Source organism: Pseudoduganella sp. R-43 (genome assembly GCF_049913255.1).
GTDB lineage: Bacteria > Pseudomonadota > Gammaproteobacteria > Burkholderiales > Burkholderiaceae_D > Rugamonas.
The window spans coordinates 534,328-556,879 of record NZ_CP183988.1 but is presented as its reverse complement, the minus strand read 5'-3'; the positions used below and the strand labels follow the sequence as shown (position 1 = coordinate 556,879).

Below are 22,552 nucleotides of genomic sequence, written 5' to 3'. Positions count from 1 at the left end.
TGACAATACCACAATAATTGTCAATCGACTATCAAATCTCAATAGACTATTGGATGTTCTTCAGGCGCTGGATAATGCCGCGTTCTTCGCGCGGCGAATAGAACAGCGGGTAGAACGAGCGCGCCGACATGGCCATGTCGGCGCCCTGGCCGCCGTATTTCTCGATCTGCTGGCTGACGTAGTCCAGTTCCACCACCAGCAGGTAGGCCGGGGCGTCGACCCGCGGGTTGGTCTTCAGTTCCCCCAGGCGCTTGAAGCCGAGCATGGCTTCGTAGAAGCGGCGGTGGCGCGGGTTGATTTCAATGAAGATGTGGGTGCAGTGGTGCAGGTCGCGCGCATAAATCACCGACAGATGGAACAGCGAAGCCATCTGCGATTTGCTGCCGCCATTGTCGAACGCCAGCTTGGTGATTTCACAGACACGGGCACCCGGAATCATGCGCACCGAATCGACCTCTTCCTTGAAAATTTCATCGGCCATGATGCCGATTGGCGAGTCCAGCCCCAAGGTCAGGGTGCCCACCACTTCGCCCTTGTCGCTGGCGGTGAGCGTGATCCGGTTCGGATCGTCAGTCAGCTTGTGGGTCCCGGCATAGCCCCGCCAGGAGTACATTTTATTGATTAGCAGGCTGGCCTTGCTGCGGCCTTCAACCGTATCGATCATGCGAATACCAAATGATTTTTCGTCGGTGACCAGGTCTTCCATATTTTCCGGAAGCAAGTCCTCGAGCGTGGCGCGCGCATGGGAATCGGCTGGAGTCTTGCGGACAGGCTCGGCTTCCAGCACTGGGACAGCAGTTCCATTCATGGCTGTATCCTCCTTTGGCACTCGCAAGCCTTACGGCTGGCCACGGCCAATGAGCACGGCGAGCGGCGCGGACGCCGTGCTCAACGGCAAAATATAGTTGATTACACTTGCGGAGGCGCGCACGATTGATGCCGGGACGAAAATGTAGCGGATTGCAAGCGAGTTATGTAAAAATTACCAACTCCACACATGGTGGCATGCTAGCGCCCGCCACACAATACCCATGAAGTAAATGTTGTGAAAAAGACTCTATTGTTTTCAACTGCACAATAGACTGAGAGGAAGAGTGCCCGCATGCGGCCAAGCGCATGCGGGTTGCAGGGTGCAGAAGTTGTTACTTATTCAAATTGCTTTTGCAAGTCACGTGCTTCGTCGGTCTGGGCGAAGCGGGCGTCGGCCATGGCGGCCTGCAATTCCTTGCGCGCGCCAGCCTTGTCGCCCTTTTTCCACAGCGTGGCCGCATAGTGGCCGCGGATATCGGCAGCTTTCGGCGCCAGCTCACTGGCCTTCTTCAGGATCGCCAGGGCGCGGTCGAGCTGGTTCTGCTCGGCCAGGATCCAGCCCAGGGTATCCATGATGGTCGGGTTGTCGCCGGCCAGCTGCTGCGCCTTCTCGGCCGTGGCCAGGGCGCGCTTGTCCTTGTCCTGCTGGTAGGACCAGGCCAGGTTGTTCAGCGCCAGCACGTTCTCGGGCTGCTTGGCCAGCACGGTTTCCAGTTGGCCGATGGCAGCCTTGTATTGCTTGGCCGCGATGTTTTGCTCGGCTGCATACATGAGGCCGAACGGTTCGTCCGGATGCGTCTTGCGCCAGGCGGCCACCTGGGCATCGGCGTCGGCGGCGCGGTTGGCGGCGCGCAGGGCCGAGGTGAGCTTGAGCAGCAATTCCGGCCGCGCCGCCAAGGCGTACGCTTGCTGGTAAGGCGCCACGGCAAGCGCCGGCTTGCCGGCCCTCAGCTGCAGGTCGCCCTCCAGCAGGAAGCCGCTGGGCAGCTTGGGCTGGGATTTTTGCAGCTTGCGCGCGATGGCCAGGGCCTCGTCCGGCTTGCCCTGCAGCACGGCCAGGTCGGCCTGCATCATATGGCCCGGCACCGAATCCGGGTCCAGCCCGAGCGCCTTCTTCACGCTGGCCTGGGCGCCCGGCAAATCCTTTTTCTGCACCTGGACGCTGGCCAGGTACAGCTGGGCCTGCGCCGCCCTGGGCGCTGCGCCAGCCAGCTTGCTATAGGTTTCATAGGCGCCGTCCAGGTCGCCGGACATCTGCTGGGCACGGCCCATGACTTCCAGCGCCAGCGGCGCGGCCGGGTGCACCAGCAGCACCTTGCGCATATGCTCGGCGGCCTTGGCCCCCTGGCTGTTCAGCAGATAATGGGCGCCCAGGCGCACGGCCGGCACCAGCGCATCGGGATCGACCGTGGCGGCTTTTTCCAGCCACTGCGCCGCTTCGTCGCGCTTCCTGGCGCGCTCGGCCATCTGGGCCAGGGCGGTCATGGCAGCGACATTGTCCTTATCCTTGTCCAGCAGCTTCAGCATGTGCTGGCGCGCCGCCTCCGGCTTTTGCTCCATGAGCTCGAGCTGGGCCAGGGTGACCACCGCGGCATAGCTGGCCGGCGCCAGTTCCACCGCCTTGCTGAAGGCAGCGCGGGCGCCTGCCTTGTCCTGCTTGGCCAGCAGCACGTGGCCGCGCAGCACGTACAACTCCGGCTCCTTGCCGTGCGCGGCTTCCTGCTTGGCCAGCACGGCCAGGGCCTGGTCGTAGTTGCCCATGGCAAGCTGGGTGCGCGCCAGCGCCGTGGCGGCCGGCAGGGAGCCGGGCTCCAGCTCGAGCGCCTTGTTCAGCATGGCGATGCCCTTGTCGCGCTCGCCCAGCGCCACGCGGGCGCCGCCCAGCGCGATGTAGCTGGCGGCGCGTTTCGGATTCAGCTCGACGGCCTGTTCCAGCAGGGAGACCGCCTTGGCCGGTTCGCGCTGCAGCAGGTGGGCCTGGGCCGCCAGTTCCAGCAGGCTGACATCGCTGACCGGGCCCTTCAGGGCCGGCTCCAGCACTTTCTGGGCTTCGGCCGGGTTGCTGCCGCGCAGCAGGGTCGCCGCCAGCAGCTTGCGGGCGAAGGCATTGCCCGGGTCCATTTCCGTATAGGTGCGCAGCTTGGCTTCGCCCTGCTTCAGGTTGCCCAGCTGGAAATCCACCGCGCCCGAGAGCAGCAGGCTGGGCGGATGGTTCGGCGCGCTCTTGGCCAGCGCCTGCAGGTTGTCGCGCGCCGCCTTGTAATTGCCGCGCGAATAGTCGAGCAGGGCCTGGGTGTACAAGGTGCTCAGGCTGCGCGGCGCCGTCTTCTTGGCCGCGTTGATGGCAGCCTGGGCGGCATCGAACTTGCCGGCCACGATGTCGAGATAAGCCTGTTCCAGGTTGGCGCCGCTATTGGTCGGGTCCAGCTTGATCACTTCGGCAAACGCGGCGCGCGCTTCTTCCGGCTTGGACTGGGCCCGCAGCAACTCGCCCTTGAAGGTCAGCGCATTGATGTTGGCGCCATCCTTGGCAATGGCCTGCTCGGTCAGCGCACGCGCGCCCTCCAGGTCGTTGCCGATGGCCGCCAGGCGCGCCATGCCGGTCAGCGCGTCGGCACTATTGGGCTCGGCTTCCAGGGCCGACTGGAATTGCTTTTTCGCCTCGTCGAGCTTGCGCAGGCCGATCAGGGCTTCGCCGCGCAAGGCCAGCAGGGCCGGGCTTTGCTGGAACTTTTCCGTTTCATCGAGCATCTTCTGCAAGTCGCCCAGGCGCAGCAGCGCCTCGGCCAGCAGCAGTTCGCTCTCGGCCGGCTGGTATTTCAGTTCGAGGGCGCGGCGCGCTTCCTTTTCCGCCGAGGCCGGGTCGCCCATCTGCAGCGACAGCTTGCCGAGCTGGTAGCGCGCCTCGCCGTTATTGGGGTCCTTGGCCAGCGCATTCTTGAGCTGGATCTGGGCGCCCTTGCGGTCGCCTTTCTGCTGCAGCTGCCTGGCGTCGGCCAGCAGACTTTCCGGGGTGTCCGATTTGCAGCCGGCCAGCAATGCGCCGGCGGCCAGGGTGGCGGCGACGGCCAGCCGGGTTACGCGATGTGCCATGTTCTCCCTCAGTTTGGTAATCTCGTTATGATGCGTTGCGGTGGGCACGGAACCATTGCTCCAGCATCATCAGCACCCAGACCATGGTGCCATGGTAGCCGGCATGCTCTTTCAGGTGGGTGCCGACCAGCTGTTCGATGAAGTCGCCGCGCACCACCTTGCGCGCCTTGAGGTCGCTCAGGCTGTCCGCGGCCAGCTGCTGCAAGGCCTGGTGCTGCTGCAGCCAGACGCCGAACGGCAGGCCGAAACCGTGCTTCTGCTTGGTGATGATGGCATCAGGCAAGAAACCGCGCAATGCTTCCTTGAAGAACCAGCGCAACTGGGTGCCGTTCAGCTTCTGCTGCGGGGTCAGGCCGGCCGAAAAAGCCACAACCGCGTCGTGCAGGAAGGGGAAGGCCGCTTCCACGCCGGCCAGCTCGCAAGCCTTCATCACTTTCGGCAAGTCGTTGTCGGCCAGGGTGATCTGCAAGTCCAGCGCCAGCATGCGGTTGATCAGGGAGCGCGCTTCGCTGCGGCCATAGTTGCGTTCCAGGGTAGCAATCGGGTTGCCGATGTCGGCGGCGGCCAGGAAGTCGTCGGTGAACACTTGCTGCGGGCCATAGCGGCCCAGCAGGTTATACGTTTCCAGGCGCGCCGGCATGCCGACCGAGGCTTGCTCGATATAGCTGCGCGCCTTGCGCAGCAGGCGCACCCGCTCGCCGCCGGGGAAGTTGAACACGGCCGGTTCCAGCAGGGCCTTGCGCACCAGGCGCGGCACCCGCTCGTACAGCTCGAACACATGCTGCTTGGCATAGCGCTCGTTGCCGCCGAACAGTTCGTCGCCGCCATCGCCGCCGAACATGCGCTGCACGCCGTCGGCCTTGGCCATGCGCGCGCAGTAGAAAGCCGGCACCGCCGAGGCGTTGCCGAAGGGCTGGTCGAACACGGCCGCCACCTGCGGGATGGCGTTCGCCACGTCGTCCGGCGTCACATAGTATTCATGGTGCCGGGTGCCGAAATGACGCGAGGCGATGCGCGCGTATTCCATCTCGTCGTAGCCCTGGGCTTCGAAACCGATTGAGTAGGTATCGGCCGCCACGCCACCCACCTGGGTCAGCAAGCCGGCGATGGTCGAGCTGTCGGTGCCGCCCGACAGGAAGGCGCCGACCTTGCGGTCGCCCACCGCGTCCTTGACGCTGTGGCGCAGCACTGCCAGGAATTCCTCCTGCAGCTCACCGAACGTGCGCTTGCCCTCTTCCTCGAATTGCATGCGCCAGTAGGTGTGCTCTTCGACGCGGCCCTGCCGGTAATGCAGGTAGCGGCCGGGCAGCAAACGCTGCTGGCCCTGGTAGACGGTGCCGGGCGAAGGCACCATGTGGAAATACACGTAGTTGTACAAGCCCTGGTGGTCGAGCACGCCGGGCGTCAGCGGGTGGCGCACCAGCGCATCGGCCGAGCTGGCGAAGACCAGGGTTTCGCCGGCCAGTTGCCAGCTCAGCGGCTGGATGCCCATGCGGTCGGTGGCCAGCAAGGCTTCGCCGCTGCGTTCATCGAGGATGGCCAGGGTGAAGCAGCCATGCAGCTGGGCGCAGGTGCGCTGCGCGCCCTGCGCCCACAGCGTGGCGACAGTGGCAGCCACGCCCTGGCCGGCAGCCTGGGCCGCCAGCCCCGGGTCGACCAGGCGCGGCTGGCCCCACAGGGCCACCAGCAGGCCGTCGCGCTGGAACACGTCGGCGCTGCCGTCCAGCGCGGCCACGGCCACGCCGCTGCGCAGGCCGGACCGGGCATGCAGCGTGCCCTGGTCGAAGCGCAGCAGCGGCGCCGCCATCTGCTGCAGCAATTCCGGCGCAGCGGCCAGCCCTATCCATCCACAGATCCCGCTCATACGCTTCCCTTCCGCTTACACGAAGACTTCGACCGCCGCCGGGTGGCTCAGGAAAGCCGCCGGGCTGGCCGTGGCGCCATAGGCGCCCGATTGCAATACCACCACCAGGTCGCCTGCCTGCGCCTGGCCCAGTTCCATCTGGTCGGCCAGCAAGTCAAGCGGGGTGCACAGCGGGCCGACCACCGAGGCCAGCTCGCGCGGCCCGCCGGCCACCCTGTTGCCGATCAGCACCGGATAATTCTTGCGGATCACCTGGCCGAAATTGCCGGAGGCCGACAGGTGGTGGTGCAGGCCGCCATCGGTCACCAGGAAGACCTGGCCGCGCGATTCCTTGCGGTCGACCACGCGGCAGACATAGGCGCCGGCTTCGCCCACCAGGTAGCGGCCCAGCTCGATCACCACTTCGGCGCCCTGCAGGCGCGGCCGCACTTGATCCATGATGCGCGCCAGGTTCCGGCCCACCGCTGGCAGGTCGAGCCGCTCTTCGCCCGGGAAATAGGGAATGCCGAAGCCGCCGCCGATGTTCAGGATGCGCGGCGCGCGCGGCGCCGCCTCGGCCAGGCGCAGCGCCAGCGCAAAGGTCTTTTCATGCGCCTCCTGCAGCGCGGCCGCCTTCAGGTTCTGCGAGCCGCTGAAGATGTGGAAGCCATGGAAATCCAGGCCCAGCGCGCCGATCCGCGCCAGCATGGCCGGCACGCGCTCGGCGTCGACCCCGAACTGCTTGGGGCCGCCGCCCATCTTCATACCGGACGATTTCAGCTCGAAGTCCGGGTTCACCCGCACGTTCACTTTCGGCACGATGCCCAGGCGCTGGCCGAGCACGGCGGCGCGCTCCATCTCGCCCTCCGATTCCAGGTTCAGCACGATGCCGGCGGCAATGGCGCAGGACAGCTCGGCCTCGCCCTTGCCCGGGCCGGCAAAGCTGATCTTGGCCGGCGCCATCACGGTGTCGAGCGCCACCCGCAGCTCGCCGCCGGAAGCGACGTCGATGCCGTCGACCAGGGTGGCCATGTGCTGCACCACGGCCGGCATCGGGTTGGCCTTCATGGCGTAATGCAGCTGCACGTCGTGCGGCAGGGTCGCGCGCAGTTCGGCCACGCGCTGCGTCATGGCGGCGCGCGAATAGGCGTAGAACGGGGTCTGGCCGACGCGGGCCGCCAGGCGCGGCAGCGGGATGCCGCCGATCAGCAGGCAATCATTGTCGACGGCGAACTGCAGCAGCGGGGCGTGCTGCGGGCGCACCCGCGGGGTGTCCATGCTCATGCGCCCTCCGCGAAGATATGCTCGTACTGGGTCGACAGCAGCTTGCGGTCGATCTTGCCGTTCGGATTGCGCGGCAGCGGCGTGGCCGACACCACCACCTTCTGCGGATGCATATAGGCCGGCAGGTGCGGCTTGATGGCGGCCAGCAGCTCGGCCTCGGTGAAGCTCTCGCCGGCGCGCGGGTAGGCCAGCAGCACGATGGCCTGGCCCAGGCCCGGGTGCTTGACGCCCAGCGCCGCCGCCTCGCCGACCTTGTCGCGCGCATACACCACCTCTTCCACCTCGGTCGGGCTGACGCGGTAGCCGGAAGTCTTGATCATTTCATCGTTGCGGCTGATGAAATACAGGAAGCCTTCTTCGTCGCGGCGCACGATGTCGCCCGACCACACCGCCATCTCCACCAGCGGCAAGCCGTATTGCGGCGAGGCGTAGGGCTTGAAGCGCTCGGCCGTCTTGGCCGGGTCGTTCCAGTAGCCCAGCGACACCAGGGCGCCGCGGTGCACCAGTTCGCCCGGCTCATTGGGCGCGCATTCGCTGCCGTCCGGGCGCAGCACCATCACTTCCGCGTTCGGGATGGCCTTGCCCATCGAGTCGGGGCGGCGCGCCAGTTCGGACGGCGGCAGGTAGGTCGAGCGGAAGGCCTCGGTCAGGCCATACATCAGGAAAGGCTGGGCATTGGGCAGGGCGGCGCGCAGGGCGTCGAGGGTGGCGCGCTGCATGGCGCCGCCGGAATTGGTCAGGTAGCGCAGCGTGCAGTCGGCCGGCCAGGCCAGCGGCGCCAGCTGGATCCACAGCGGCGGCACGGCGGCCAGGCCGGTGATTTTCTCCGCCACCACGGCGTTCAGCACATCCTTGGCGAACAGGTGGTTGATCAGCACCGCCGTGGCGCCGACGCGGAAGGCCGTGGTCAGCTGCGACAGGCCGTAGTCGAAGGACAGCGGCAGCACGGCCAGCAGGCGGTCGGCCGGCGTGTTCTCCAGGTAGGTGGAGACGCTGACGGCGCCGGCCACCATATTACGGTGCGACAGCACCACGCCTTTCGGGCGGCCGGTGCTGCCCGAGGTGTACAGGATGGCGGCCATGTCGGTGTCGATGCAGCGGTGGGCGGCGGCCGGCGGCGCGTCCTGCATGGCAGCGGCCCAGGGCAGCACGTGCAGGTGCGGGAAGCTGGGCAGCTCTTGCGCCTTGCCGGTCACGATCACCGTATGCAGGTCGGGGCAGGAGGGCAGGATGTCGGCCAGCAGGCGCAGGCGGTCGGCCGAGGTGACCAGCACCCGCACATTGCAGTCGCCCAGGATGTAGCCGACCTGCTCCGGCTTGAGCAGGGGATTGACCGGCACGAAGACGCCGCCGGCGCGGGCCGCGCCAAACATGGCGGCCACGTTCTCGATAGTCTTTTCCAGGTAGACGGCGACCCGTTCGCTGCGCTGCAGGCCGCGCGCCAGCAGGCCATCGGCAGCGCCCTGCACGGCGGCTGCCAGGGCGGCATAGTCGAGGCGGCGCTCACCGTAGACCAGGGCTTCGGCCTGGGGTGTGCGTTGCGCCGAAGCAAAAATAAATTGATGGATCAGGTCGCTCATATTACTTCGTCAATAGGGATTGCATTAATTATATTGCAAAAATATAGGATCCTTGCCGTACATCACCCTGCAAACGGCGGCAGGTGCAGGATTGTTGCAACAATCCTCGCACAAGCAAGAGTATTGCATTTAATATATGGTTTTCTGTGCAAAATCAAACTGCGTTGTGAAAAATCCTGTTAGCTCGTCGTCGCCGCAAAAGCCGGCAATCGCCCTGGTGGTCGGCCTGTGCAGCCACGGCTTGTCCGTGGTGCGCGGCCTGCACGAGGCGGGAGTGGAAGTGTACGCGCTGGAGAAGGATGCGTGGCGGCCGGGCGTACGCAGCAATGCCATCGAGCACACATTCCTGTGCAGCGAAGCCGAGATGAGCGACCTGGTGCCAACCCTGGCCAGCCTGCGCGCGCGCCTGCCGCAAGACCGCCAGGTGGTGCTCTTTCCCAGCAACGATACCCATGTGCGCCAGATGGGCGAGGGCCTGGAACAGTTGCGTCCGCACTATCTGCTGAGCTGGGCCGCTTGCGCGCAGCATGTGCTGCGGCTGCAGCGCAAGAACGAACTGGAGCAGGCGGCCCGCAGCCAGGGCTTGAACTATCCGCGCTCGGCCACCCTGCTCAGCGTCGAGGAGGCCGAGGCCGCGGTGGCCGGCTTCCGCTACCCTGTGATCCTGAAACCGGCGCGCCCGCTGTCCTCGTTCAAGACGGCGCTGGCGCAGGCCCTGCCCGAACTGCTTGCCCTGCTGCAGCAATACCAGGGCGACTTGCCGATCCTGGCCCAGGAGTACATTGCCGGCGACGACCAGAGCCTGTATTTCGGCGCCCTCGTGCTCGACCGCGGCGCAGTGGTGCAGGAAATGGTCGGCCGCAAGATCGCCTCCTTCCCGCCGGCGCGCGGCCAGACCACGGTGGCGGAAAGCGTCGACGAGCCGCAAGTGCTGGCCCTGACGCGCCAGTTCTTCGCCGGCCTCGACATGTCGGGCCCGGTCTCGCTTGAACTCAAGCGCGCTCCGGACGGCAGCTTCTGGGTCATCGAGCCGACGGTCGGGCGCACCGACTTCTGGCTCGAGCTGTGCGTGGCGGCCGGCTTCAACCAGGTCTACCAGGAATTCCAGCTTGCCCTCGGCCAGCGTGCCCGGCCGGGCACGCTGCGCGGCCCGGTCACCTGGTTTGACGCCGAGAACGACACCCTGTCCTACTGGCGCGCCGTGCGCGCCCAGCGCACGCTGCGGCCCTACGGCGGCAAGCGGCCGGCCTTCACCTACTGGCGCGCCAGCGACCCGCGGCCCTTCCTGCAGGCCTGCCGGGTCGGCCTGGCATGGCGCCTGCGGGCACGCCTGCAGCGCCTGCAAGGCAAGGCGCGCGAACAGCGCGGCAACGCCCTGCGCGTGCGTGAGCTGCCGATGGACCAGCCCTTGCCGCCCGAGCTGGCCGGATGGCTGCGCGCGCACCAGCCAGACCCGCTGTTCTGCACCCTGGACTGGTATGAAGCGCTGGTGAAATTCGAGCGCGAAGTCCACCCGGACAGCGGCCGCCGCTTCAGCTGGGTGTTTGCCTGGCGCGGCGAGCAGCCCTGCCTGGCGGTGCCGGTGGAACGGCTGCCGGGCCTGCTGCGCAGCATGGAAGTTCGCCTGCTGAGCAATTTCTACTCGCCCTGCGTCGGCCTGTTCATCGACCGCGCGCTGCTGTCGCCGCAGCAGAGCTGGCAATTGCTGCTGCAGGCGCTGGACCAGCTCGACAAGGGCTGGCTCAAGCTGAGCGCGGCGCCGGCCAGCCTGCAGCAGGCCGACCAGGCCAGCGAAGGCCTGGCCGCCCAGGGCCATGCCGTGCAGCGCGTGCCGCTGTCGGCCAATTATTCGGCCTATGCGCCCGACCTGGACAGCTACTGGGCCAAGCGCCCCTCGCAACTGCTGAACACCCTCAAGCGCAAGGGCAAGGCGCTGGCCCGCGAAGCGCACCGCTTCGAAGTGGTGACCGCGCCCACCGCGCAACAGGTGGAACATTACTGGTCGACCTACAGCCATAGCTGGAAGGGGCGAGAGCCGTCGCGCTCCTTCATTGACTGGCTGATGCACTGGAGCGCCGCGCGCGGCTACCTGCGCCTGGGCCTGCTGTACCTGGACCAGCAGGTGGTGGCCAGCCAGCTGTGGCTGGTCAACGAGGGCGTGGCCCATATCTTCAAGCTGGCCCAGGATTGCAACGCCGACCGCTTCTCGCCCGGCAGCCTGCTGACCGGGCACCTGATCGAATACGTCTACCGGCACGACCAGGTCGAGCGCATCGATTTCATGCTGGGCGCCGATCCCTACAAGGGCCTCTGGATGGAGCAGGAAAATCCCTGCTTTACGCTGGAAGTGCTGAACCGGCGCCATGTGCTGGCGCCCGCGCTGCGCCTGTACCTTGCCGTGCGCGGCCTGTTGCGCCAGCGCCGCGCCGGCCACGGCAGCGGACTGGCCGTGGCGCCGGGCTGAGCGGGCCACCTGCCAAGGGCAGGGCGGCGCTGTTCCATAATCGATAACAATGATGCACAATATGCAAGTGGCGACAGATGGCCGCCGGCTGCCCGGACCATGTACCATGTCACTTTTATTGCTGCTACGGAGTAACGCATGTATTTGGAAGAAGTAAAGACCATCCTGACCGATGTGCTGGCCCTCGGTCCCGCCGGACGCAGCCTGACCGAACACTCGGCCCTGCTGGGCAGCCTGCCCGAGCTCGATTCGATGGCCGTGGTACAACTGATCGGCGCCCTGGAAGAACAGTTCGGCTTCAGCATCGACGATGATGAAATCGACGCGGCCACCTTTGCCACCCTGGGCAGCCTGGCCGCCTTCGTGCAGCACAAGCTGACGGCGTAATGGCGGCGCCGGTACAGCCCCTGTTCCTCGGCCAGGGCGGCGCGGCCCGCTTCGGGCTGTACCATGCCCCGCAAGCCCCCTGCCGCGGCGCCTGGCTGTACCTGCCGCCGCTGGGCGAAGAAATGAACAAGGCGCGCCGCATGGCGGCGCTGCAGGCGGCTGCCCTGGCGCGCCAGGGGTATGCCGTGCTGCAGCTCGACCTGCACGGTTGCGGCGACAGCGCCGGCGATTTCGGCGACGCCAGCTGGGACAGCTGGCTGGCCGATGTCGCTGCCGGCTTGCAATGGCTGGCGGCCACCCTGGGGCCGGCGCTGGCGCAGCCGCCCGGCCTGTGGGGCCTGCGCCTGGGCGCCCTGCTGGCGCTCGACCATGCCAGCCGCGCCGCCGTCCCGCCTTCGGCGCTGCTGCTGTGGCAACCGGTGCTGCAGGGCAGCGCCCACCTGACCCAGTTCCTGCGCCTGAAAGTCGCCGCCCGGATGCTGGGCGAGCAGGCTGGCGAAGGCGGCACGGCCGCCTTGCGCGCCGCCCTGGCGCGCGGCGAAGCGCTGGAAATTGCCGGCTATACGCTGGCGCCGGCGCTGGCCCTGGGCTTCGACGGCCTGGATGCCAGCCGCCTGCCGCCGCCCTGCCCGGTGCACTGGTGCGAAGTGGTCGCGGACGCGGGCCGCCCGCTGCCGCCGGCGGCGGCACGCGTGCTGAAGGCCTGGCAGGAGGCCGGCGTCGTTGCCGCCACCCGCCTGGCACCCGGCCCCCAGTTCTGGGCCACCCAGGAGATCGCCGAAGCGCCGGCCCTGCTGGCTGCCACCTGCGCGCTGCTGGACGAGGCTTGCCATGCGTGACGACCAGGCCCTCAGCTTTGCCTGCGGCGGCGACACCCTGGTCGGCATCCTCAGCCCGGCGCCCGGCCCGGCCACGCGCGGCGTGCTGGTGATTGTCGGCGGGCCGCAGTACCGCGCCGGCAGCCACCGCCAGTTCACCCTGCTGGCGCGCCAGCTGGCCGCGCGCGGCATCCCGGTCTTGCGCTTCGATTATCGCGGCATGGGCGACAGCGACGGCGCCGCGCGCGGCTTCGAGCAGGTCGATGCCGATGTCGCTGCCGCCATCGACGCTTTCCAGGCTGCCGTGCCCGGCCTGCGCGAAGTGGTGCTGTGGGGCTTGTGCGACGGCGCCGCTGCCGCCCTGTTCTACGGCCATCGCGACGCGCGCGTGCGCGGCCTGGTGCTGCTCAATCCCTGGGCCCGCACGGCCGCCGGCCTGGCGCGCAGCACCCTCAAGCATTATTACTGGCAGCGCCTGTGCGATCCGGCCTTGTGGCGCAAGGTGGCCAGCGGCCGCTTTGCCGCCGGAGCCGCCTTGCGCTCCCTGCTCGGGATGCTGGGCGCGGCACGCCAGCCGGCGCCGGCCGCCGCCCCCGCGCAGGCGGCGCCGGCCATCCCGCGCGACGGCAGCGCGCCGCCGCTCAGTGCCGACTTGCCGGCGCGCCTGCTGGAGGCCATGCAGCGCTTCCGCGGCCGCGTCCTGTTCATTTTCAGTGGCGCCGACCTGACGGCGCAGGAGTTCCTCGACATGACCAAGGCTTCGCGCCGCTGGCAGCAATTGCTGGCGGGCCCCGCCGTGCAGCAGCATACGCTGGCCGGCGCCGACCACACCTTCTCCACCCGCGCCTGGCGCGACCAGGTGGCCGACTGGACTGCGCAATGGGTGCAGGCGTGGTAAAGCGCGTGCTGATGGTGGCGTTCCACTTCCCGCCGCTGCGCGGCAGCAGCGGCATCCAGCGCACGCTCAAGTTCGCCCAATACCTGCCGGCCCTGGGCTGGCAGCCGCTGGTGCTGTCGGCGCACCCGCGCGCCTACGTCAACCAGGGCCCGGACCAGCTGGCGGAAATCCCGCCGCAAGTGGTGGTCAAGCGCGCCTTCGCCCTCGATTCCGGGCGCCACCTGGCCTGGCGCGGCCGCTACCTGGGCTTTACGGCCTGGCCCGACCGCTTTGTCGGCTGGTGCCTGGGCGCCATTCCGGCCGGGCTGTCGCTGGTGCGGCAATACCGTCCGCAAGTGCTGTGGAGCACCCACCCGATCGCCAGCGCCATCCTGATCGGCCTGGTGCTCCACAAGCTGACCCGCCTGCCGTGGGTGGTCGATTTCCGCGACCCGATGACCGACACCAACTACCCGCGCGACGCACGCGTGCGCGCCATCTGGCGCTGGATCGAACGCAAGGCGGTGCACAACGCGGCGCTGGTGGTCTGCAATACACCGAGCGCGGTGGTGACCTATACCACGCGCTATCCGGAACTGCCGCGCAGCCGCTTCACCATGCTGGAGAACGGCTACGACGAGGAAAACTTCCGCAGCGCCGGCGCCCAGGCTGCCGGCCACGCGCGCCCGGCCGGCCAGCCCTTCACCCTGGTGCACAGCGGCATCATCTACCCCTCGGAACGCGACCCGGTGCCGCTGGTGCGCGCCCTGTCCGAACTGAAGGCGGCCGGCGCCATCGATGCCAGCCAGCTGCACATCGTGCTGCGCGCCACCGCCCACGACGACTACGTCAGCGCCCTGCTGGCCGAGCACGGGATCAGCGACCTGGTCAGCCTGGCGCCGCACGTGCCCTACCAGGCGGCGCTGGCGGAAATGCTGGCGGCCGACGGCTTGCTGGTGCTGCAGGCCAGCAATTGCAACCACCAGATCCCGGCCAAGCTGTATGAATACCTGCGCGCCGGCCGTCCGATCCTGGCCCTGACCGATGCCGTCGGCGATACCGCCGCCACCTTGCGCGCGGCCGGGGTCGATACCATCGCCCCGCTGGACGACAGCGAAGGCATCAAGCGCGGCCTGCTACACTTCCTGCAGCGGGCACGCGCCGGCCAGGCGCCCCTGCCGGCGCCGGCCGCCGTGGCCGCGGCATCGCGCCAGGCGCGCACCGTTGAACTGGCACGCATGCTCGACAGCGTGCTGCCCCAATCGCAGGCCCTGCCGGCCCCGGCCGGCTCCACGGAGGAAGTATGAAAACCCGTTTCCTGGCGCTGGCCGCCATCCTATACGCCATTGCCGTACCCGGCAGCGCCCGCATGGTCTGCGGCGAAGCCACCAATGGCCAGCACGACTTCCGCACCGTGCCGGATTACTTTATCAAGCTGGTGCATGCGCGCCACTTTACCGACGATATCGAGCAGGGCATCCGCGGCGAATCGAGCGTGCTCGGCGCCGACCTCGAATACACGCTGCTGCACATCCCCAACCATCCGCGGGCGCTGAACACCGCCTTGCGCCTGGCGCCGCGCAACCGCAGCGGCATCATCGAGGGCGCCAAGCTGCCGATCGAATGCTATTTCGAGCGTGCGGTACGCTTCTTCCCCGACGACAGCAACGCCTGGCTGATGTATGCGCGCTTTGCCTATGCCAAGGAGCGCCAGGGCCAGGCGATGGAAATGCTGCAAAAGGCACTCGAGCTGTCGCCGGAAGACCCGGCCATCAACTACAACATCGGCCTGATCTATGCCAAGCAGAAGAAGTTCGAGCAGGCCCTGCCTTATGCCCAGAAGGCTTACGCCCTGCAGTTCCCGCTGCCGGCACTGAAGCAGACCCTGGTCAAGGCCGGCAAATGGGTGGAACCGCCGCCAGCGCCGCCCGAAGAAAAGGCCGAGGTAGCGCCTGAAGGGGAAAGCAAGCCGGAAGCCAAGGGCGAGGACAAGGCCGGCAACAGCGCCGGCGAACCCGCCGGCGCCGCCGCCGCCCCGGCCTCGGCAGCCACTGCGCCAGCGCCCGTCAAGCCATGATGCGGCTGCTGGCGCGGCGCGGCGCGGCGTTCGCCGCCCTGCTGCTGCTGATGGCAGCTGCCAGCGTGTATCCGGCGCCGCGCCTGCCGCTGGCCATGCTGCTCAGCGGCTACATGGCGCTGCTGCTGTGGCGTCCGCAAGCCTGGCTGCTGGCCGTGCCGGCCCTGCTGCCAGTGCTGGACTTTGCCCCCTGGACCGGCTGGTTCTTCCTGGAAGAACTGGACTTGCTGCTGCTGGCCACCTGTGCCGCCGGCTATTGGGCCGTGGGACGCGCGCCCGCGCCCGCCAAGCTGCCCGGCCTGGCGCGCTTCGCGCTGGGCCTGTTCGCGCTGTGCTACCTGGTGGCGGCCTGGCGCGGCGTGATGCCGCTGGCGCCGCTCGATGCCAATGCCTTCGCCAACTACACCAGTCCCTATAATGGCTTGCGGGTGCTGAAAGGCGTGCTGTGGCCGCTGCTCTTGCTGCCGCTGCTGCGCGCAACCGCCGGCGAGCAGGGCAGCAACCTGCAGCGCCTGCTGGTGCCTGGCATGATCCTGGGCCTGGTGGCCTGCAGCCTGGCCGTGGTCTGGGAGCGCATGGCCTTCCCCGGCCTGTTCAATTTTTCCAGCGACTACCGCCCCACGGCGCCGTTTTCCGCCATGCATACCGGCGGCGCGGCGCTCGATGCCTACCTGGCGATGGCCTTCCCCTTCGTCACGCTCTGGCTGGTCAACCACCCGCCGCCGCGCCGCCTGGCGCTGGGGCTGGCGGCGCTGGGCCTGGGGCTGTTTGCCGGGCTGACCACCTTCTCGCGCGATATTTACCTGGCGTATGCCGCGGCCGGCGCCGTCATCGTGGGGCTGGGCTCGGCCCATCATTTGCGCGGCGGCACCCTGTCCCTGCGCAACATGGCAGCCGCCTTGATGCTGCTGGTGCTCAGCTATTGGGTACTGGGCCAGGTGTTTGTCCACGGCGGCTACCGCGGCCTGGGCGCTGCGCTGGGCTTGCTGGCCACCGCCCTGCTGCTGGGAGGCGCCGCGCCGCGCCTGCCCAAGCCGCCGGCGGCAGCCGGCCTGGGCCTGGTGCTGCTCTTGCTGGTGGGGCTGATCGGCATGCTCGGCTCGGCCAGTCCGCTGGCCAAGGGGCCCTACCTGGCATACGCCATCGCCCTGCTGTGCGCCGGCGGCGGGGCGGCCCTGCTGGCCGCCGGGCCGGCGCCGCAACGCCCCTGGGGCGTGCTGCTGCTGGCGGCCGCCCTGCCGGCGCAGGCGCTGGCGGCGGCCCTGGTGGCGCGCCATTATGGCGGCAACGAAGCCCTGCCCGGCATCGCCCTGGCCATCGTGCTGGCCCTGGCCATGGGCGCCGGCCGCCTGCTGCCGCAACGGCCATGGCAGCTCAACCGCGGCACCCTGACCGTGGGCTTCTTCAGCGCCATCGTGTTTGCGGCCCTGATACCGATTTCCAGCAGCTATTACACCGGCAGCCGCTTTGCCACCGTGGGCAACGACCTGGGCGTGCGCGTGGCGCACTGGAGCGATGCGCTGGGCATGATGGACGACACGGCCATGACGACCGCGTTCGGCCAGGGCCTGGGCCGCTTCCCGACTGCCTACATGTGGCACAACACGCAAGGCGAAGTGCCGGGCACGTTCAGCTATGCCGAAGAAGCGGGCAACCGCTTCCTGCTGCTGGGCGCAGCCCAGTATGCGCGCGGCTGGGGCGAGGTGCTGCGCATGCTGCAGCACGTCGATGTCCAGCCGGGCCAGCATTACCGCCTGCGGCTGGACATCCGGCGCAAGAGTGCCGACGCGCTGCCGGTGGCGATGGTGTGCCAGCGCTGGCTGATCTATCCGCAGGATTGCAGCGTGGTGAAATTCCAGGCCATGTCCCTGGTCGATGGCTGGCAAAGCGTGGAAGGCGAACTGCCGGTGCGCGGCGCACGCAGCAGCTGGGGCGCGCCGCTGGTGCTCGAGCTGTACAACCATTCGCACAAGGCGCCGCTGGAAGTCGACAATGTGAGCCTGGTGGAAGCCGGCACCGACCGCGAACTGATCCGTAATGGCAGCTTCAGCGGCGGCAACGATTTCTGGTTCTTCAGCAGCGACCGCAACCACATGCCCTGGCACGTGAAGAATTTCGCGGTCAACCAGCTGTTCGAGCTGGGCTGGGTGGGCGCGCTGGCCACCGCCTTCCTCTTGCTGGCACTGGGCGGACGGATGATGGCGCGCGGCCTGGCCGGCGACAGCTATGCCGCGGTCAGCTTGGCCGCGCTGACCGGCTGCATGATGGTGGGGCTGTTCGATTCCATCACCGACGTGCCGCGCCTGACCATCGTGTTCCTGCTGGTGGCCCTGGCGGGCAGCCTGAAGCCGGCGCGCAAGCGCATCAAGGTGCGCCGCCAGCGGGCCGAAGCCGAAGACGAGGGCGCCGACGCCGTCCCTGGCTGAGTAGCGGGGCGCGCCCGCTCAGGAGGAGGCCTTGATGGCGTGGCGCTCCAGCAAGTCGTACAGGGTCGGGCGCGACACGCCCAGCAGTTCGGAAGCCTTGACGATATTGCCTTCGACGCGGGCCAGCGCGCGCACGATGGCGCGGTATTCGGCTTCGTCGCGCACCTGGCGCAGGTTGAACGGCTCTTCCTCCACCGGCGCGCCCGACAGGCCGAGGTCGTCGGCCGTGATGGCCGGGCCGTCGGCCATGATGATGGCGCGCTTGATGCAGTTTTCCATTTCGCGCACATTGCCCGGCCAGTCATGGTGGGCAATCTGGGCCAGGGCGTCGGGGGAAAAGTGCAGGTTGCCGCGCCCTTCCTGGGCGCAGAAGCGGTTCTTGAAGTGCTGCGCCAGCAGCACCGAGTCGCCGTCGCGCTCGCGCAGCGGCGGGATGGTCAGCACGATTTCCGACAGGCGGTAATACAGGTCTTCCCGGAAGCGGCCGGCCTTCACCAGCTCTTTCAGGTTCTGGTGGGTGGCGCAGACGATGCGCACGTCGACCGGGATTTCCTCGTGGCCGCCGACGCGCTCGATCACGCGCTCCTGCAGGAAGCGCAGCAGCTTGGCTTGCAGCGGCATCGGCAGGTCGCCCACTTCGTCCAGGAAGAAGGTGCCGCCGTTGGCCGCTTCCACCTTGCCCTTGGTCTGCTTCACGGCGCCGGTGAAGGCGCCCTTCTCGTAGCCGAACAGCTCCGATTCGAGCAGGGTTTCGGGAATCGCCGCGCAGTTGATGGCCATGAAGCGTTCCTTGGCGCGCGGACTGCCCTGGTGCAGGGCGCGCGCGATGACTTCCTTGCCGGTGCCCGATTCGCCCAGCACCATGGTGGTGGCCGAGCTGGGCGCCACTTTTTCCACCTGGCGGCACACCTTCAGCATGCCGGGGTCGCGCGAGATGATGCCAGCCAGCGGGGTGTCGGCGCCGCCTTGCTGCATGCGGCGGTTTTCCTGCTGCAGGCCGTGCAGGAAGAAGGCGCGCCGGATTACCAGCGCCAGCAGTTCCGGTTCGCAGGGCTTCTGGTGGAAGTCGTAGGCGCCCATGGCAATCGCCTGCACCGCGTGCGCGCGGTCCTGGTTGCCGGTCAGGACGATGACCTTGGTGTCCGGCGCCAGCGCCAGGATCTGCTGCAGCGTGGCCAGGCCCTCGGTGGCGCCGTCCGGGTCGGGCGGCAGGCCGAGGTCCATGGTGCAGACGGCCGGCTCGTGGCGGCGCAACTGGGCCAGCGCCGCTTCGCGGTCGCCCGCCACGACCACGTCGTAGTCGTCGAAACTCCACTTGAGCTGCTTTTGCAGGCCGGGATCGTCTTCGATAATCAACAGCTTGGGTTTGCTCTGGCTCACAACAGGTCCTCGCGCCTTCAGGCGGCTTGTTCAATGGTTTGCTGGCGGTACAGCGGCAGGCTGACCGTGAATGTGGTGCCTTGTTCCGGCGTGCTGCGCACCTGCAGCGTTCCCCCCAGCTGGTGGATGTATTCCCGGCTTTCGAAGGCGCCGATGCCCATGCCGGCCGACTTGGTCGAATCGAAGGGCTTGAACAGGCGCTCGCGGATGAACTCTTCGCTCATGCCGCTGCCGGTGTCGGCCACTTCCACCAGCACGCTGTCGCCCTCGCGCGCCAGGCGCACGCACACCTTGCCGTCGCGCGGCGTGGCTTCGATGGCGTTCTGGATCAGGTGGCCCAGCACCCTTTCCAGGCGTTCGCCTTCGGCCAGCACTTTCAGGCCGGCATCGGCCAGCTGCAGCGACGGCTTGGGCTCGAAGGCGGCCTTCAGCGCCACGGCCTGCGCCAGCAAGGTGCCGAGGTCTTGCGGCACGGCGCGCTCGGGGGAAGCGGTACGGCTGAGCTTTTGCAGCATCAGTTTCATTTTTTGCACCGACAGGGTCACGGTCTCCATCATATCGCGTTGGAACTCGGGATTGTCGGCATGTTTTTCCGCATTGGCGGTCAGCAGCGACAGCTGCGCCACCAGGTTCTTCAGGTCGTGCACCACGAAGGTGGACAGGCGGTTGAACGAGTCGAACTGGCGCGCCAGCATCAGGGCATTGTCGGCCTCCTGCTGGGCCAGGTAGGAGGCGGCCTGGGTGCCGGCAATCTTCAGCAGATCCAGCACTTCCCAGTTGAGCTTGACTTCGCTGCGCGAGGCCATCAACACCACGAAGCCGGCCAGCCGGCCCTGCAGCAGGAGCGGCACCACCAGCCAGGCCTTGGGGAAGGCCAGCAGCCAGGCCGGCAACGGCACTTCCGGATCGTGCAAGTCGTGGGCGGCGACTTCCACCAGCCATTGCTTGCTTTCCATTAATCGGCAGAACGCCGAATCGGCCGGCTCGCTCGCCTGCTGGGCCTGCACATGCCAGGAGGCCAGCGGTTCGAAGCGCTGTTCGCGGCGTATCCACAGGGCGCCGCCCTGGCTCTCCACCAGCTCGGCCAGGGCGGAAATGGTGCGCTCGCCCAGGTTGGGTCCGGTAGCCGACAGGGTGCGGGTAAACGCCAGCCACTCTTCGCGGTAATCGTAGTTGTAGCGGTAGAAATGCTTGCTGATGAACACTTTCAGCCAGGCGCGGAAGGACCCCGAAAACAGCACGCCCGCCAGCAGGAAGGTGGCGCCAAACAGGAAGGCCAGCTGCATCAGGCCGCCCCAGGAGCCGCCCACGAAACGCAGGTAGTAGGCGGCCATGCTCATCGCCAGCAGGTAGACTGCCGAGCCCAGCAGCGCCGCCGAATGGAAGGCCACGCGGCGCGAGACGGCCAGCTGGGCCGGCCAGGAGGCGCGCCGCAACAGGGAAATCGCCAGCAGCGGTACGATCAGCGCATTGACCAGGCCGCGCGCCGCCCACAGCTCGGGATCGAGTTCGCGCAGCAGCAGCATATCGCTGTACAGGTAGAAATCGTAGGCAAACAGCGCACCCAGGCCGAGGCAGATGAATTTCATGGCCCACCGCACCTGCACGCTGCGGTCGCGGTAGAGCTGCTCCACCAGCAGCATGCCCAGCACCGCCATGCCAAGGCGGCCGATGGCCAGCACGTGGAAGCCCAGGCCGGCCGGCAGTTGCTGCGCCAGCAGGCTGGCCAGCAGCATGGCGCCATACACGGCGAGGCTGGCCTGGAAGGTGCGCGCACCGCGCTGCCACAGGCCCAGCATGGCCAGCAGCACGGCCGTCCAGGCCGCATTGCGCAGCCATTCGGCGCCGTGCAGCACCCACGGCGCCCACGGCACCACGGTGGCGCTGGCCATCACCGCACCCCACAGCACGGTCAGCAGCGAGGCCGTGGCCAGCACGCGCTGGTGCGGTCGCTGGTCCGGGCGCTGGCGCCAGCCGGTCAGGACCAGCACGCTAAATAACAGAAACGCCAGCGCAGCGCTGGCGTAACTGAAGGCGGTGATACTGGTCGGCATCAGGCCTCCATGTCCTTAACGGCCTCCCCTGAACATGACCACCTTGATGGTATCGATCAGGACCAGCACGTCGAGCAGCAGGCTGTTGTTCTTGACGTAGTACAGGTCGTACTGCAGTTTCTGCAGCGCGTCTTCGACCGTATCGCCATAGCCATAGCGCACCTGGGCCCAGCCGGTGATGCCTGGCTTGATGCTGTGGCGCACATTGTAATAAGGCACGCGCTCCGTCAGTTGCTCGACGAAGTAAGGACGCTCGGGGCGCGGGCCGACGAAGGACATCTCGCCCTTCAGCACATTGAGGATCTGCGGCAGTTCGTCAATACGCAGCTTGCGGATGATATTGCCCACGCGCGTGATGCGCGGGTCGTTCTTGGCGGCCCACTGCGGCGTGCCGTTCTTTTCCGCGTTCTTGAACATGCTGCGGAATTTCAGGACGCGGAACACGCGGCCATCCATGCCCACCCTTTCCTGCGAATAGAAGATCGGCGCGCCATCCTCGATCACGATGGCAATCGCGGTCAGGATCATGACCGGCAGGGACACCACCAGCAGCGATACGCTGGCCAGCACATCCACCGCGCGCTTCATGAAGGTGCGCATGAAGCTCTGGTCGAAGCCGCCGCCGAACACCAGCCAGGAAGGCTGCACCGATTCCACGCGGATCTGGTAGGTTTCGCGCTCGAAGAAGGTGGCGGCATCGGTGACCTGGATGCCATACAGCTTGCATTCGAGCAGTTCCTTGATCGGGAAGGCGCCGCCGCGGCGGTTCTGCACCGAGACCACGATTTCCGATACGCGCTGGGCGTTTGCCAGCGCTACCAGCGAACCGCCCTCAGGCAGGCGCAGCAGCTGGTTCTGCGCCACGCAGATTTCTTCCGAGGGCACCGCGACATAGCCGGCCACGTCGTAGCGGCGGTAGTTGGTCTCGCGCGTGGCCAGCTCGCCGCATTCCTTGGCCAGGGCGCCGCCGCCGAGGAAGATGATGCGGGTGGCAAGGAAATGCGTGCGCGATGTCTTCATGAACATGGCGCGCGCCAGCAGGATGCCGGCGCCGGAAATGATGAACACCAGCACCAGGATGCCGCGCCCGAAATACAGGTCGGGCGCCAGGTAGAACACCAGGGTCAGGATGCAAAAGCCCATGGCGAAGGAAGGCATCAATTGCAGGAAGAAGGGATTGCGCAAGCCTTCCTGGAAATTGATCTGGTACATGCCCAGCGCAGACATGCTGAACACGATGGCGGCCGCAAAAATGCAGGCCGACATGAAGAAGTGGTCGAGCTTCGGTATGGCGAACTGGTCACCGTCGAAAAAACGCAGGCCAGCACCAGCGTAGAACGAGCCAATCAGGATCAACACCTCCAGGAAAAGCAGGCTGAAGACAACCTTGGAAATGTAGTGATTGGAAATTCTTAGCATTTTTATTCCCTCCCGCTTTGCTGCGCATGCCGGCCGTGAA

Annotated in this window: 15 protein-coding genes; 7 read left to right on the top strand and 8 right to left on the bottom strand. The window is 67.3% G+C overall.

What is annotated here, in order from left to right:
• Nucleotides 1-46: 46 nt before the first annotated feature.
• The 5 genes from ACN9M3_RS02625 to ACN9M3_RS02605 form a co-directional block, all read right to left on the bottom strand.
• Entirely contained in the window at nt 47-808 is a 762-nt protein-coding gene (locus tag ACN9M3_RS02625; RefSeq protein ID WP_426320377.1) for an N-acyl amino acid synthase FeeM domain-containing protein, read from the bottom strand.
• A 338-nt stretch (nt 809-1,146) separates the two neighbouring features.
• Nucleotides 1,147-3,903 (bottom strand): XrtA/PEP-CTERM system TPR-repeat protein PrsT, encoded by a 2,757-nt coding sequence (gene prsT, locus ACN9M3_RS02620; protein WP_426320375.1) that lies wholly within the window; start codon nt 3,901-3,903, stop codon nt 1,147-1,149.
• 25 nt (nt 3,904-3,928) lie between these two features.
• Nucleotides 3,929-5,767 carry an asparagine synthetase B family protein gene (locus tag ACN9M3_RS02615; RefSeq protein WP_426167281.1) on the bottom strand — a complete coding sequence of 613 codons (1,839 nt, stop codon included), beginning with the start codon at nt 5,765-5,767 and terminating at the stop codon, nt 3,929-3,931.
• A gap of 15 nt (nt 5,768-5,782) precedes the next feature.
• Nucleotides 5,783-7,030, bottom strand: coding sequence for a pyridoxal-dependent decarboxylase, exosortase A system-associated (locus tag ACN9M3_RS02610; RefSeq protein ID WP_426320373.1), 1,248 nt, complete (start codon nt 7,028-7,030; stop codon nt 5,783-5,785).
• Complete coding sequence (locus tag ACN9M3_RS02605) at nt 7,027-8,610, bottom strand: acyl-CoA ligase (AMP-forming), exosortase A system-associated (RefSeq protein ID WP_426320371.1); 1,584 nt, start codon at nt 8,608-8,610, stop codon at nt 7,027-7,029. Before ACN9M3_RS02605 ends, ACN9M3_RS02610 begins: the two co-directional genes overlap by 4 nt.
• Nucleotides 8,611-8,776: 166 nt before the next feature.
• Here ACN9M3_RS02605 and ACN9M3_RS02600 point away from each other — a divergent pair, with 166 nt between their 5' ends.
• From ACN9M3_RS02600 to ACN9M3_RS02570, 7 genes are all read left to right on the top strand, one after another.
• Nucleotides 8,777-11,074, top strand: a complete 2,298-nt coding sequence (locus ACN9M3_RS02600) for a GNAT family N-acetyltransferase (RefSeq protein WP_426167275.1) — start codon at nt 8,777-8,779, stop codon at nt 11,072-11,074.
• A 138-nt stretch (nt 11,075-11,212) separates the two neighbouring features.
• Nucleotides 11,213-11,461, top strand: coding sequence for an acyl carrier protein (locus ACN9M3_RS02595; protein WP_426167273.1), 249 nt, complete (start codon nt 11,213-11,215; stop codon nt 11,459-11,461).
• On the top strand, nt 11,461-12,300 hold the full coding sequence (locus tag ACN9M3_RS02590) for a hydrolase 2, exosortase A system-associated (protein ID WP_426320368.1): 840 nt from the start codon (nt 11,461-11,463) through the stop codon (nt 12,298-12,300). Before ACN9M3_RS02595 ends, ACN9M3_RS02590 begins: the two co-directional genes overlap by 1 nt.
• Nucleotides 12,293-13,177 (top strand): hydrolase 1, exosortase A system-associated, encoded by an 885-nt coding sequence (locus ACN9M3_RS02585; protein ID WP_426320366.1) that lies wholly within the window; start codon nt 12,293-12,295, stop codon nt 13,175-13,177. Before ACN9M3_RS02590 ends, ACN9M3_RS02585 begins: the two co-directional genes overlap by 8 nt.
• A complete protein-coding gene (locus tag ACN9M3_RS02580; RefSeq protein ID WP_426320364.1) occupies nt 13,159-14,463 on the top strand; it encodes a glycosyltransferase in 1,305 nt (434 codons plus the stop codon). The genes ACN9M3_RS02585 and ACN9M3_RS02580 overlap by 19 nt, the downstream gene beginning before the upstream one ends.
• A complete protein-coding gene (locus ACN9M3_RS02575) occupies nt 14,460-15,233 on the top strand; it encodes a tetratricopeptide repeat protein (RefSeq protein ID WP_426167265.1) in 774 nt (257 codons plus the stop codon). Before ACN9M3_RS02580 ends, ACN9M3_RS02575 begins: the two co-directional genes overlap by 4 nt.
• Nucleotides 15,230-17,659, top strand: a complete 2,430-nt coding sequence (locus ACN9M3_RS02570) for a hypothetical protein (protein WP_426320362.1) — start codon at nt 15,230-15,232, stop codon at nt 17,657-17,659. Before ACN9M3_RS02575 ends, ACN9M3_RS02570 begins: the two co-directional genes overlap by 4 nt.
• An 18-nt stretch (nt 17,660-17,677) precedes the next feature.
• Here the strand turns inward: ACN9M3_RS02570 and prsR are convergent, their stop codons facing one another.
• Genes prsR through ACN9M3_RS02555 form a run of 3 tightly spaced genes read right to left on the bottom strand, consistent with a single transcriptional unit; the run spans nt 17,678 to nt 22,512 of the window.
• The gene (gene prsR / locus ACN9M3_RS02565) at nt 17,678-19,039 is read right to left on the bottom strand and encodes a PEP-CTERM-box response regulator transcription factor (RefSeq protein ID WP_426167261.1); all 1,362 of its coding nucleotides are present in this window, start codon (nt 19,037-19,039) and stop codon (nt 17,678-17,680) included.
• Between the two features lie 17 nt (nt 19,040-19,056).
• Nucleotides 19,057-21,093 carry an XrtA/PEP-CTERM system histidine kinase PrsK gene (prsK, locus tag ACN9M3_RS02560; protein WP_426167259.1) on the bottom strand — a complete coding sequence of 679 codons (2,037 nt, stop codon included), beginning with the start codon at nt 21,091-21,093 and terminating at the stop codon, nt 19,057-19,059.
• A 15-nt stretch (nt 21,094-21,108) separates the two neighbouring features.
• The gene (locus ACN9M3_RS02555; protein WP_426167257.1) at nt 21,109-22,512 is read right to left on the bottom strand and encodes a TIGR03013 family XrtA/PEP-CTERM system glycosyltransferase; all 1,404 of its coding nucleotides are present in this window, start codon (nt 22,510-22,512) and stop codon (nt 21,109-21,111) included.
• Nucleotides 22,513-22,552: the final 40 nt, after the last annotated feature.

Excerpts from the sequence above, each read along its gene's own strand:
- ACN9M3_RS02625 (WP_426320377.1), bottom strand. The coding sequence starts at position 808 with ATGAATGGAACTGCTGTCCCAGTGCTGGAAGCCGAGCCTGTCCGCAAG.
- prsT (WP_426320375.1), bottom strand. The coding sequence starts at position 3,903 with ATGGCACATCGCGTAACCCGGCTGGCCGTCGCCGCCACCCTGGCCGCC.
- ACN9M3_RS02615 (WP_426167281.1), bottom strand. The coding sequence starts at position 5,767 with ATGAGCGGGATCTGTGGATGGATAGGGCTGGCCGCTGCGCCGGAATTG.
- ACN9M3_RS02610 (WP_426320373.1), bottom strand. The coding sequence starts at position 7,030 with ATGAGCATGGACACCCCGCGGGTGCGCCCGCAGCACGCCCCGCTGCTG.
- ACN9M3_RS02605 (WP_426320371.1), bottom strand. The coding sequence starts at position 8,610 with ATGAGCGACCTGATCCATCAATTTATTTTTGCTTCGGCGCAACGCACA.
- ACN9M3_RS02595 (WP_426167273.1), top strand. The coding sequence starts at position 11,213 with ATGTATTTGGAAGAAGTAAAGACCATCCTGACCGATGTGCTGGCCCTC.
- ACN9M3_RS02590 (WP_426320368.1), top strand. The coding sequence starts at position 11,461 with ATGGCGGCGCCGGTACAGCCCCTGTTCCTCGGCCAGGGCGGCGCGGCC.
- ACN9M3_RS02585 (WP_426320366.1), top strand. The coding sequence starts at position 12,293 with ATGCGTGACGACCAGGCCCTCAGCTTTGCCTGCGGCGGCGACACCCTG.
- ACN9M3_RS02580 (WP_426320364.1), top strand. The coding sequence starts at position 13,159 with ATGGGTGCAGGCGTGGTAAAGCGCGTGCTGATGGTGGCGTTCCACTTC.
- ACN9M3_RS02575 (WP_426167265.1), top strand. The coding sequence starts at position 14,460 with ATGAAAACCCGTTTCCTGGCGCTGGCCGCCATCCTATACGCCATTGCC.
- ACN9M3_RS02570 (WP_426320362.1), top strand. The coding sequence starts at position 15,230 with ATGATGCGGCTGCTGGCGCGGCGCGGCGCGGCGTTCGCCGCCCTGCTG.
- prsK (WP_426167259.1), bottom strand. The coding sequence starts at position 21,093 with ATGCCGACCAGTATCACCGCCTTCAGTTACGCCAGCGCTGCGCTGGCG.
- ACN9M3_RS02555 (WP_426167257.1), bottom strand. The coding sequence starts at position 22,512 with ATGCTAAGAATTTCCAATCACTACATTTCCAAGGTTGTCTTCAGCCTG.